This is a genomic window from Streptomyces sp. NPDC031418, assembly GCF_055581605.1.
Genome location: NZ_JBVIJC010000032.1, coordinates 104,664 through 116,474, shown reverse-complemented (window position 1 = coordinate 116,474; position 11,811 = coordinate 104,664). Strand labels below are relative to the sequence as shown.

Annotated in this window: 7 protein-coding genes and 3 pseudogenes; 8 read left to right on the top strand and 2 right to left on the bottom strand. The window is 69.8% G+C overall.

Going from position 1 to position 11,811, the window contains the following annotated elements; translation table 11 throughout:
• Positions 1-142: 142 nt before the first annotated feature.
• Positions 143-1,057, top strand: a complete 915-nt coding sequence (locus tag ACZ5CZ_RS35290) for a transposase family protein (protein WP_385847724.1) — start codon at positions 143-145, stop codon at positions 1,055-1,057.
• 534 nt (positions 1,058-1,591) lie between these two features.
• A complete protein-coding gene (locus ACZ5CZ_RS35285) occupies positions 1,592-2,284 on the top strand; it encodes a response regulator (protein WP_385847725.1) in 693 nt (230 codons plus the stop codon).
• Positions 2,285-2,365: 81 nt separating this feature from the next.
• On the opposite strand, the pseudogene ACZ5CZ_RS35280 reads toward ACZ5CZ_RS35285, so the two are convergent.
• Positions 2,366-3,048 (bottom strand): annotated as a pseudogene (locus ACZ5CZ_RS35280) (CBS domain-containing protein).
• A 589-nt stretch (positions 3,049-3,637) separates the two neighbouring features.
• On the opposite strand from ACZ5CZ_RS35280, the gene ACZ5CZ_RS35275 reads away from it, so the two are divergent.
• From ACZ5CZ_RS35275 to ACZ5CZ_RS35260, 4 genes are read left to right on the top strand one after another with little or no spacing between them, the layout of a single operon-like run.
• Positions 3,638-5,128 carry an APC family permease gene (locus tag ACZ5CZ_RS35275; RefSeq protein WP_468948760.1) on the top strand — a complete coding sequence of 497 codons (1,491 nt, stop codon included), beginning with the start codon at positions 3,638-3,640 and terminating at the stop codon, positions 5,126-5,128.
• Positions 5,129-5,156: 28 nt separating this feature from the next.
• Positions 5,157-6,371 (top strand): arginine deiminase, encoded by a 1,215-nt coding sequence (locus ACZ5CZ_RS35270; RefSeq protein WP_385847727.1) that lies wholly within the window; start codon positions 5,157-5,159, stop codon positions 6,369-6,371.
• Between the two features lie 18 nt (positions 6,372-6,389).
• Positions 6,390-7,391 carry an ornithine carbamoyltransferase gene (gene argF / locus ACZ5CZ_RS35265; RefSeq protein WP_385847728.1) on the top strand — a complete coding sequence of 334 codons (1,002 nt, stop codon included), beginning with the start codon at positions 6,390-6,392 and terminating at the stop codon, positions 7,389-7,391.
• Between the two features lie 3 nt (positions 7,392-7,394).
• On the top strand, positions 7,395-8,318 hold the full coding sequence (locus tag ACZ5CZ_RS35260; protein WP_385847729.1) for a carbamate kinase: 924 nt from the start codon (positions 7,395-7,397) through the stop codon (positions 8,316-8,318).
• Here ACZ5CZ_RS35260 and ACZ5CZ_RS35255 read toward each other — a convergent pair.
• Positions 8,305-9,205 (bottom strand): annotated as a pseudogene (locus ACZ5CZ_RS35255) (SulP family inorganic anion transporter); the annotation flags it as partial. The gene ACZ5CZ_RS35260 and the pseudogene ACZ5CZ_RS35255 overlap by 14 nt on opposite strands.
• A 634-nt stretch (positions 9,206-9,839) precedes the next feature.
• On the opposite strand from ACZ5CZ_RS35255, the gene ACZ5CZ_RS35250 reads away from it, so the two are divergent.
• Entirely contained in the window at positions 9,840-10,745 is a 906-nt protein-coding gene (locus tag ACZ5CZ_RS35250) for a universal stress protein (RefSeq protein WP_468948757.1), read from the top strand.
• Positions 10,746-10,784: 39 nt separating this feature from the next.
• Positions 10,785-11,806, top strand: a pseudogene (locus ACZ5CZ_RS35245) (zinc-dependent alcohol dehydrogenase).
• Positions 11,807-11,811: the final 5 nt, after the last annotated feature.

Here is an 11,811-nt window from a genome sequence, read left to right as displayed (position 1 = left end):
GCTACGAGCGCAAGCCGGAACACTTCCTCGCCTTCACAGCCATCGCCGCGACCCTCATATGCCACCGCCGACTAGCCAAGTGAAATGACGTCTAACGAGTTGGTGCGTGATAGCGGGCGGGCATGCTCGTGTGGTGAGGGGCATGGTCGATCGGGCGGTGTTGGCGCATCCGTTGTTCACGGGCGTCTCGATGGCTCATCTTGCGTCGCTCGTTGAGGAGTTGGCCCGGCCGTGGGCAGCCGCGGTGGAGGGGCGGCGTTTCCAGCAACGAGGCGGTGTGCGAAGACGTGCGCAGGGTGCCGGTGCCCGCTATCGGCTGGTGTTTGTGGACCGGCTGTTGGCCACGCTGATTCATCTGCGACACGATCTGCCGCACGCTGTGCTGGCAGTGCTGTTCGGTGTCGATCGCTCGACCGTCACCCGGGCCGTCGGTGAGATGCGTCGGCTGCTGGCCGAGCGGGGCTTTGCTGTTCCCGACAGGCCTGGCATGCGGCTTCGAACGCTGGAGGACGTGTTCGCCTACGCCCAGGCCGAGGGTGTCGAGCTGAGGTTGGACGCCACCGAGGTGCAGGTCCGACGGCCGGCCGCCGGGCGGGGCGGCAGACGGGCATTCGTGTCGGGCAAGAGGAAGCAGAACACAATGAAGGCAACCGTTATCGCAGACAGCCGGGGCCGCACTCTATGGGCCGATGGCCTGCGGCCGGGACGGATGCACGATGCGACCGCGGCTCGCACCGCGGGCATCACCAGCTGCTTCCAGCACTTCGACCTGGTCGAAGTGTTACTCGACGACGGCTACCTGGGCCTGAGCCGTGACCATCCCGGCCAGGCACTCACCCCGCCCAGAAAGCCACGCCCCGGAGCACTGCCCGGCAGAGTCGAACAGTGGGAACGCGATCGGCACGGCCACTCATCCGACCGCATCACCGTCGAGCACGCCCTGGCCGATCACAAACGCTGGAAGCAACTGATCCGCTGGACCCACCGACGTGATCGCCTGCCCGACACCTACCGAGCCATCGCCAGCCTCGTCTCCGACCGCACCGTCATGACCTGAAAACGACCGCGAGTAGGGCGAACACGCCTCACCCGCTATCACGCACCAACTCGTAAGCCGGTCCGTCAGCTCGTGTCCGGTGGCCTCCTGGACATGCACGACTACGGGGGTGTTCCCTACGACCAGCTCGGCCCCGGCGGACCAGGGCCGCTCGGCGTGATGTGCCACCGCCCTGGTGACCTGGGTGCTGGTGTCCTTGGAGTCATGTGCTCGGCTCCTTCTGATCGTTTCGCAGCGGCTCCAGGCTTCTGCGGGCACCGGGTCCTGGCCCAGGGCTGTCAGGCCCCAGTGGCGGGGCCGTGGGACCTTCACTCCTAAGGTGGCGAGTTCACCGGGCGAATGTCTGGTTCACAACAGTTGGCCGTTTCATCCCTGGTGGTTGTGATGTCTCACGGCCGAGGGACACGATGTGCGGAGAACAGGGCCGACCGGCCCTGGCCCTTCGGCCCCGTGCAGGAAAAGATCTCGACACTGAGGGCCGATTCCGTCCACGAGCGGACATCGGTACGCAACGCGGAACCAGGGAGCAGTGTGATGGCGGACAGCGAGCAGCCCGGCGCCGGCAACCCGATCCGGGTCTTCCTGATGGACGACCACGAGGTGGTACGGCGCGGAGTGCGCGACCTGCTGAACGACGAGCCGGACATCGAGGTGATCGGCGAGGCCGGCACGGCGGAGCAGGCACTGGTGCGGGTACCCGCGTTGCGCCCGCAGGTGGCGGTGCTGGACGCCCGTCTCCCCGACGGCGACGGCGTGACCGTGTGCCGGGAACTCCGCTCACGCATGCCCGAGCTCGCCTGCCTCATGCTGACCTCGTTCGACGACGAGGAGGCACTGCTCGACTCGATCATGGCGGGCGCGTCCGGTTACGTCCTGAAGCAGATCCAGGGCTCGGACCTGGTGTCCGCCGTACGCACCGTGGCCGCCGGCAAGTCCCTGCTGGACGCCAGTGCCACCACCAAGCTGATGGCCCGGCTGCGCGGCGGCCAGCAGGAGGAGCAGCAGCCCGACGGACTGCAGGGCCTGACCGAGCGGGAACGGGAGATCCTGGCCCTGATCGGTGAGGGACTGACCAACCGCCAGATCGGCCAGCGGCTTTACCTGGCCGAGAAGACGGTGAAGAACCACATCTCTCGTCTGCTGGCCAAACTCGGCGTCGAGCGCCGTATCCAGGCTGCCGTCATCGCCACCCGGGTCCAGGACCGTCAGCGGCAGGAAGGGCACTGAAGTCCCGGAGTCGACGCGGGGTGGTGGAGGGCCAGGGCGGCCTCGTGAGGCTCCCGCTGTTGTTCTGCAAGGAGCTGCCGGTCAGGCCGGAGACAGGGTTTCGCCGCCGTTCGCAGGAGCGGCGGTCGACCTCTTGGGGCTTTGCGAGCGCGTCAGACCGAACTCCATGTCGACTGCACCCTCGATGGCCCGGACCAGGCGCGCAGCCACCGGGACCAGGGATGTGTCCCGGGCATGGCCGATGAGCTTCACGACACCGTTCCGCACCTCCACCCGCGCAGCTGACACCGGCTCAGGGAAGAGTTTCGCCACGACCTCCCGCCGCACCTCCTCGGCGATCTCCTCATCCGTCCGCAGGGACACCTTCAGCAGGTCTGCGCGGCTGACGAGGCCCTGACGGGTAGGCGCTCGACCTTGGCGTGCGCTATGGCACGTGCGGCCTGGGCGAGTGTCGCGTCCGCGCGGACGGTGAGGGTGGGGGAGGTCATCAGGTCCTGGGCGGTGAGGCCACCGGCCTCGGCCAGGTCGTCGAGACGGCACAGCTGGGTCGCCCGGTCGGGGTCGCTGTCGCGGAACCGCGCCTTGGGCAGCAGGTCGGCCTCGGAGACGACGCCGACCACGCGGCCGTCGCCCTCGAGGACGTGCAGGGCGCTGACCTTCCAATCCCGCATGAGCCGCACGATCTCCTCGAAGGCGGCTTGCGGGCCGACGGCGGCGACCGTGTGGGACATGTCGTCACTGACGATGTGCGGGGTGCTGGACACTGGGACTCCTTCGTCAGGCCGGGCCGCTCATACGGCGCTTCCGGCGCCGTACGGTGCGTAGAGGTCCAGCACCGGCTCCGGGTAGTACAGGTCGCCGCTGTGGCGCCCAGGTGCCACACGTGCGGCGCGAACAGCTCGGACAGACCAGATGGCAGTGAAGACGGCCGCCGCCCCCGTGTCAGTGAGGGCGGCGGCCGTGGCGCGAGGACCGTGCCTCCCCAACACGAGACTCGCGCGGAAGCCCTCGCGGCTCATGGGGTGTGCGAGCCCCATCTCGAACGAGCCGTAAGGACATGGCACCGTCGGCCGGTTGGCATCGCATTGCGAGCCGGCCCTGGCTCCTGCCCTCGATTGTCGAGCTCGACATGGTGCTGACCACGGGGCTGGGCGGGCCATGCCGTGGACCGAACGGCCTATGTCCTGTGACCAGGAGCACCGGGATGCGGACGAGTTGGGCTGTCCAGGCCCACGGCAGCGGGACCATCGGGGTCGCGCAGGGGCCGTGTGGCCGCTGACCGTGTGCGGTTGAGGGACAGAAAGATCAGTCGCGGATCGACTCACCCACAGCGGTTCTTAAGGAGCCTCAGCCATGCCCAGAACCCCAGGAGGCGGAAAGGGGACAGCGCCCACAGCGGCGCTCGGCCTCCCCGCCGCCTCCGCTCTCGTCATCGGCAGCATCATCGGTACCGGAGTCTTCGCGCTGCCCTCCGCACTTGCCCCGTACGGTCCCATCTCCCTCGTCGCTTTCATCGCCGTCACCCTCGGCGCGCTCGCGCTGGCACTGACCTTCGGGGCGCTGTCCAAGCGCGTTCCGGCGAGCGGTGGTCCGTACGTCTACGCCCGCGAGGCCTTCGGCGAGTTCACCGGGTTCCTCAACGCCTGGTCGTACTGGATCACGGCCTGGGCCGGAAACGCGGCCATCGTCGTGGCATGGGTCGGCTACCTCGAGGTGTTCGTCAACACGGGCCATCGCAAGTGGATTTCGGTGCTTCTCGCGCTGGTCGGGCTGTGGATTCCCGCCGCGGTCAACCTCACCGGCATCCGGAACACGGGCGCCTTCCAGATGATCACGACCGTGCTGAAGTTCGTCCCGCTGATCTTCATGGCCACCGTCGGGCTGCTGTTCATCGACGCGCGCAACTTCGGCCCGTTCAACGCCAGCGGCCAGTCGGCGCTGGGCGCGATCTCGGCTGCCGGCGCCATCGCGCTGTTCAGCTACCTCGGCCTGGAAGCGGCCTCCGTCGTCGCCGGCCGGGTCCGCGACCCGGAGCGCAACGTCCCCCGCGCCACCGTCTACGGCACACTCATCTGCGCCGTCATCTACATCCTGGGCACCCTCGCCGTCTTCGGCACCGTCGCACACGGCAAGCTGGGCGCATCCACCGCTCCCTTCACCGACGCGGCGAACAACATCTTCGGCGGCAGCTGGGCCGGAGACATCGTCGCCGTCGCCGCGATCATCTCCGGCATCGGCGCCCTGAACGGCTGGACCACGCTGTGCGCGGAGATGCCGTACGCGGCCGCTCGCGACGGACTGTTCCCGCAGCCCTTCGCCCGGCTGCGCGGTGAGAGCGGCGTCCCGGCCTTCGGTATCGTCGCCTCGACGGTGCTGGCCTCACTGATCACCGTGTTCAGCTACACGCGCTTCGACGACGTCTTCACCAAGATCGTGCTGCTCAGCGTGCTGACGGCCGTGATCCCCTACCTGTTCTCCGCCGCCGCCCAGCTGTACTGGCTGCTGGTCCGCGGCCGGGACAGCCTCAGCCCCCGCAGGCTCGCCCGTGACATCACCGTCGCCGCGCTCGCCCTCGCGTTCTCGTACTGGTCGATCCAGGGAAGCGGCTACCAGACCGTGTACTACGGCCTGTTCGTTGTGCTGCTCGGTGTCCCCGTCTACGTCTGGCTGAAGCGGGGGCAGGACACCTTCGGCGAGGCCACGGTGCCGAGGACCGCGGCGACCGTGGACCGGTCGGAACGCGCACCCGAGACGCCCCCGCCGGCCCAGCGGCTCTCCCGAGGGCTCCGGACCAGCCGCGTCAGCGGTGCCCGGAAGCGCAACGACTTCCGCCACCACGACTGACCGCCCCCAGCACAGAGGAACCTCCCCGATGAACACCTTCCACGTCGACTCCGAGACCGGCCGTCTGCGCCAGGTGATCCTGCACCGCCCCGGCCTCGAACTCTCCCGCCTCACCCCGCGCAACGTCGACGCCCTGCTCTTCGACGACATCCTGTGGGCCAAGAAGGCCCGCGAGGAGCACGACGCCTTCGCCCAGGTTCTGCGCGACCACGGTGCCCGCGTCCACTACTTCGCCGACCTGCTCGCCCAGACCCTTGACGTCCCCGAGGCGCGTGACTGGCTCCTGGACCGGGTCGTCACTCCCGGCACGGTGGGCCCGGCCCTCATCGACCCGGTGCGCGAACTGTGCGCCGAACTCGACGGGGAGACGCTCGCCGGCTATCTGATCGGCGGGCTCCTCAAGAGCGATCTGCCGCTCGCCACCCCGCACAGCCTGGTGTGGAACACGCTCGGCCCCGACGACTTCGCCCTCGCCCCCCTGCCCAACCACCTCTTCCCGCGGGACAACTCCTGCTGGGTGTACGACCAGGTGTCGGTCAACCCGATGGCCAAGCCGGCCCGGCGACGCGAGAGCCTGCATGCCGAGGCCATCTACCGGTTCCACCCGATGTTCGCCGACGTCGCGCCCGCCCCCTTCCTCGACGGACCCGTCGGCACCCTCGAAGGCGGGGACGTGCACGTCCTCGGCAACGGCGCCGTCATGGTCGGGATGGGGGAGCGCACCACGGCTCAGGCCGTGGAGAACCTGGCCGCCCGGCTCTTCGCGACCGGCACGGCGAGCACGCTGATCGCCGTCCAACTGCCCGCGGCCCGCGCGTACATGCACCTGGACACCGTGCTGACCATGGTCGACCGCGACGCCTTCGTCATCTACCCCGGCCTCGCCGACTCCCTGCGCTCCTGGACGCTGCGGCCCAGCTCCGAGCGCGAGACCGGGTTCGACGTCACCGCGAACTCCGATCTCGCGACCGCGCTCGCCGAGGGCCTCGACCTGGACAAGGTGCGGATGCTCTCGGCTCCCCAGGACATCCGCAACGCCGAGCGTGAGCAGTGGGACGACGGTAGCAACTTCCTCGCCCTCGCACCCGGCGTCGTCGTCGGCTACGAGCGCAACGTCACCACCAACACCTACCTGCGCAAGCAGGGCATCGAGATCGTCACGATCGCAGGCGCCGAACTCGGCCGCGGCCGCGGCGGCCCCCGCTGCATGAGCTGCCCCATCGAGCGCGATCCGGTCGCCTGACCCGGTGAGGACACCCTCATGACCGTCGACCTGCGAGGCCGCTCCTACCTGAGCGAACTCGACTTCACCGCCACCGAGATCCACCACCTCCTCGATCTCGCCCACGACCTCAAGGCGGCCAAGCGCGCCGGCACCGAACAGCCACGGCTGACCGGCAAGCACATCGCCCTGATCTTCGAGAAGACCTCGACCCGCACCCGCTGCGCCTTCGAGGTCGCCGCCGCCGACCAGGGCTCCCGCACCACCTACCTCGGCCCCGGCGACACCCACGTCGGCCACAAGGAGTCGATCGCCGACACCGCCCGCGTCCTCGGCCGCATGTTCGACGGCATCGAGTACCGGGGCTCAGAGCAGTCGATCGTCGCCGAACTCGCCGCCCACGCCGGCGTCCCCGTGTACAACGGGCTGACCGACACGGCCCACCCCACCCAGAGCCTGTGCGACATGCTCACCATGCGGGAGCACAGCACCAAGCCGCTCACGGACGTCAGCTACTGCTACCTGGGCGACGCCCGCAACAACATGGGAAAATCGCTGCTGTCGATGGGCGCGCTGCTCGGCATGGACGTGCGCATCGCCGCGCCCCAGGCGCTGTGGCCGGAAGCCGCGCTGGTCGCCACGTGCCGTGAAGAGGCCCGCCGAAGCGGGGCGCGTATCACGCTGACCGAGGACGTCGAGACCGCCGTGCAGGGTGCCGACTTCCTGCACACGGACGTCTGGGTCTCCATGGGCGAACCGGCCGACACCTGGCGGGAACGGATCGAGCTGCTGCTCCCGTACCACGTCAACGACAAGACGCTCGCCCTCACCGGCAACCCGGACGTGAAGTTCATGCATTGCCTCCCCTCCCTGCACGACCACCGCACCCGGCTCGGTCAGGAGCTGTTCGAGGCCTACGGCCTGGTCGGGCTCGAGGTCACCGACGAGGTCTTCTCCTCACCCGCCTCGATCGTCTTCGACCAGGCGGAGAACCGCCTGCACACCATCAAGGCCGTACTCGTCGCCACTCTGGAGGACTGAACCATGCGTATCGTCGTCGCCCTCGGCGGCAACGCCCTGCTGCACCGCGGGGAACGGCCCGATGCCGCCGTCCAGCAAGCCAACGTCGACCGTGTCGCCTCCGCCTTGGCCCAACTCGCCCACGAGCACGAACTGGTCATCACCCACGGCAACGGCCCGCAGATCGGGCTGCTCGCCATGGAGAGCGAGGCCGACCCCGCACTCAGCGCCCCCTACCCGTTGGACCTGCTCGGTGCCCAGACCGAGGGCATGATCGGCTCCCTGCTCACCCGTGCCCTGCACGACGCTCTGCCCGCACACCGGATCGCCGCCCTCGTCACGCACACCCTCGTGCGGACCGACGATCCCGCCTTCGAACGGCCCACGAAGTTCGTCGGCCAGGTGTACTCCCGCCAGCTGGCCGAGAAGCTGGCCCGCAAGCGGGGCTGGCACATTGCCGGGGACACCACCGGCTGGCGGCGCGTCGTTCCCTCACCCGCACCCGAACGCATCCTGGAGACCGACACCATCCACGAGCTCCTGAACAGCGGGACCCTGGTGATCTGTGCCGGTGGGGGCGGGGTCCCCGTCACCGCCGACCGCGACACCGGCGCACTGTCCGGGGTGGAGGCCGTCATCGACAAGGACCTCACCGCAGCCCTGCTCGCCGAGGACCTCAAGGCCGACTTCCTGCTCATCCTCACCGACGTCCCCTACGTCTACGAGGGCTACGGCACCGGCGACCAGCATCCGCTGCTCGACGCCACCCCCCGGGACCTGCGGCGCGGTGGCTTCCCGGCCGGCTCGATGGGCCCCAAGACCGAGGCGGCTGCCCGGTTCGTCGAGCACACCGGCGGTCTGGCCGCGATCGGTGCCCTGGACGCGGCCTACGAGATCGTCCACGGCAGGTCGGGCACGCTGATCCGGCCGGACCTCACGGTCGGGTGACAGAAGGGGCGGCCGGTCCGCCTCCGTGTCGCGTGTCCAGGACCGGTTCCTGTCGCTCGCCATTCCACTCGCGGTAGGCGGCCACCGCGGTGGCAGCGTGGGGAAGATGAGATCCGTACCCACGGAGTCCGCCAGGCCGCACGCCTTCAAGTCGTCCAGCAGGTTCTGCTTGACCCGGGCCAGGGCGAACACAACGCCGCGGCGGCCGAGTTCACGGCGCAGCTCGTCGACCGCGTCGAGCGCCGTGATGTCGACCTCGGCGTTCGGCTCGGCGTTCAGCACGAACCAGCGGACGGGCACGCTCTGTTGGTCGACGGCGGCCAGGGCCCCGTGCCGGAAGTCCCCCGCACGGGCGAGGAACAGCGAGAGTCGTAGCGGTAGACCAGCAGGCCCGGGATCGTGCGGGCTTGCGGATCGTCATCGATGTCGTGCAGGCCCGCCAACCCGGGCACCAGCCCTTCGACCGCGTCGTGGGGTCGCGCCACCCGCGTCAGCGCTGCGGCCACCACCAGGCCGACCGCCACGATCACCCCGTACAGGATGTCCGGAGCGAGTACGCCGGCCATGCAGCCGAGGGCGAGCAGGAGTTCGCGGTGCGGTAGGAGGCCACTCGCGGAATCGGGTCGGGTCGATCATGCGGACGGCCGCGTACACGACGAGCCCCCCAGCACCGCCGAAGGGGTCCGGCTCAGCAGGGGGCTCACGAACAGCAGGACGGCGAGGACCGCCGCTCCGGACACCAGCGAACAGCCCTGGCTGCGGGCGCCCGTCCGGGTGGCGAGCGCGGTATGGCTGGCGCTGCTGCCGACCGGAAATCCGTGCAGGGCGCCCGCACCGAGGTCGGCCGCGTTCAGGGCCAGGAACTCCTGGTTGGCGTCCGGTCCGGGTTCGTGATTCGGCACGAGATACGCCGCCACCGTCACGCCGGGCAGCAGGTCGCCTCTCAGCCACGAGCGCCCGGTAACCGAGCCGGGCGTCGAGGCCGGGTACCAGCCGACGCCACCACGAAGACCGTCTGCCCGCGCCCCCAGCCATGTGCCGCCCTCCGTGCCTGGGCGGCATCCATGGCTGGGCGATCGTCCATGACACTCGCCCGGTGTTCGACCTGCCCGGTCCGCCACCTCCAGCCAACGGGCGGCGCATGCAGGGACCTTCAGCCCAATGGATGGAGACCTACGGCATCCGGCGTGACGTCAGGCATCGGACGAGAGTGAGAGACGTCAAGGAGAAGACGATTCACACACCCCCGAAGGGATCACCATCATGGCCGTGCACGAGCACCCTCACCGGGGCGCCACCTGGGGCCCGGGCCGGCTGTGGGCGCGGCTGCCGATCGTCCGCGACCACGCCTTGCTGCGCTGACCCGCACGCGGCGGGACGGATCTCGCTCCTGGCGCGTCCCGCCGACCCGGGTGCGGAGCCCGTGGTCCTCGCTGAAGGACCAGCGGCCCCTGCCCCGTCAATCCCCCGAACACGACGCTGGAATCGGGCTCCTCGGTCCCGATTCAGGAGGTGGAGAACATGCCCCGCACCATCATGGTGGGTCTCGACGGCTCGCCCGAGAGCCGCGCCGCCGCGGAATGGGCGGCCCGCGAGGCGAAACTGCGCGGACTGCCGGTGAAGCTCGTCCAGGTATGGGAGCCCGTCCCGCCGCCCATGGCCCAGGCCCCCCTCCTCGGTGCCGAGACGCACCAGCACTGGACCGGGAGAATCCCCCGCGAGTGCGCCGAGGGTCTGCGACTGCGCCACCCCGGAGTCGAGGTGAGTACCGAGCAGCTCACCGGACGCCCCGCCGAAGCCCTGGTCGACGCGGCGAAGGACGCCGACATGCTCGTCCTCGGCTCACGCCGCCTGGGCGGCGTCGGCGGCTTCCTGGTCGGCTCGGTCGGTCTCGCGGTCGTGGCGCACTCCGAGCGGCCCGTCGTCCTGGTCCACGCCGGCGAGCAGGCCGCGGACGAGCACGAGAGGGACCCCGCGGGCATCCCGTCCGCGGCCACGGCGTTCCGTCCCGTCGTCCTCGGGCTCGACGTCGCCGGCCCCGACGAGGCGCTGATCGGCTTCGCCTTCGATGCCGCGGCGCGACGCTCGGTGCCGCTGCGGGTCGTGCACGTCTGGAACCCGCCGCCCTACTACGCCTATGGCATGGCCCTGGAGCCCGCGGTCGAGCGGGAGATGGCGAAGGGCGACGCCACTATCCTGAGCGAGGTGCTGCGCCCCTGGCGGCAGAAGTACCCCGACGTCGAGGTCGTCGAGCAGTCGCAGTACGGCAGCCCCTCGCTCCTCCTGATCGACGCCTCCCACGACGCCTCCCTGGTCGTCGTCGGCCGCCGCATCCGCCACTCCTCCGTAGGCGCCCACATCGGCACCGTCACCCACGCCGTCCTGCACCACTCCACCGCCCCCGTCGCCGTCGTCGCCCACGACTGAGAGACCACCCATGCACCCCGCCAGAGGAGTGAACAGATCATGAAGGCAGCGGTCGTACGAGCCTTCGGTGAGCCCCTGGTCATCGAGGAACGACCCGACCCCGAACCCGGCCCCGGTCAGGTCCGCATCCGCGTGGAGGCCTCCGGGCTGTGCCACACCGACATCCACGCGGCCCACGGCGACTGGCCCGTCAAGCCCACCCCACCCTTCGTCCCCGGCCACGAAGGCGTCGGCCTCGTTGAGAAGCTCGGCGAGGGTGTCACCCACCTGTCCGTCGGGCAACGGGTCGCCGTGCCGTGGCTCGGCAGGGCGTGCGGGCGGTGCGAGCACTGCCTGTCCGGCTGGGAGACGTTGTGCGAGCAGCAGATCAACACCGGGTACGGCTGTGACGGCGGTTACGCCGAGAAGACGCTGGCCTGGGCCGACTTCGCCCAGCCCGTGCCCGACGGCGTCACCCCGTTCGACGCCGCCCCACTGACCTGCGCCGGCGTCACCACGTACAAGGCCCTCAAGGTCGCCGACGTCCGCCCACCCAACTCGTCGCGATCTCCGGCGTCGGCGGCCTCGGCCACCTCGCCCTGCAGTACGCCAAGATCGCCGGAGCCACCGTCGCGGCCATCGACGTCACCGACGACAAGCTCGAACTGGCCGCGCAACTGGGCGCCGACCTCGTCATCGACGCCCGCAAGCAGGACGTCGGCAAGGAACTGAAGAAGCACGGCGGCGCCCACGCCGCGATCGCCCTTGCGGTGAACCCGGCCGCGTTCGAGGCGGTCAACTCCGGTCTGCGGCGAGGCGGAAAGCTCGTCATGGTGGCCCTGCCCGCACACGGCACGATTCAAGTTCCGATCTTCGACACCGTCCTCAACGGCACCTCGGTGATCGGCTCGATCGTGGGCACGCGGCAGGACCTCGCCGAGGTCTTCCAGCTCCACGCCGCCGACCGGACCGAGGTCATCTACGAGACCCGCCCGCTGGCCTCCGTCAACGAGTCCATCGACGCCGTGCTGCGCGGTGACATCAAGGCTCGGATCGTCTTCGACCTGGACGCTGGAAGGTGAGCACG

Bases quoted from the DNA above. Each gene is read 5' to 3' on its own strand.
- argF (WP_385847728.1), top strand. From the start codon at position 6,390: ATGACCGTCGACCTGCGAGGCCGCTCCTACCTGAGCGAACTCGACTTC.
- ACZ5CZ_RS35285 (WP_385847725.1), top strand. From the start codon at position 1,592: ATGGCGGACAGCGAGCAGCCCGGCGCCGGCAACCCGATCCGGGTCTTC.
- ACZ5CZ_RS35290 (WP_385847724.1), top strand. From the start codon at position 143: ATGGTCGATCGGGCGGTGTTGGCGCATCCGTTGTTCACGGGCGTCTCG.
- ACZ5CZ_RS35270 (WP_385847727.1), top strand. From the start codon at position 5,157: ATGAACACCTTCCACGTCGACTCCGAGACCGGCCGTCTGCGCCAGGTG.
- ACZ5CZ_RS35250 (WP_468948757.1), top strand. From the start codon at position 9,840: ATGCCCCGCACCATCATGGTGGGTCTCGACGGCTCGCCCGAGAGCCGC.
- ACZ5CZ_RS35275 (WP_468948760.1), top strand. From the start codon at position 3,638: ATGCCCAGAACCCCAGGAGGCGGAAAGGGGACAGCGCCCACAGCGGCG.
- ACZ5CZ_RS35260 (WP_385847729.1), top strand. From the start codon at position 7,395: ATGCGTATCGTCGTCGCCCTCGGCGGCAACGCCCTGCTGCACCGCGGG.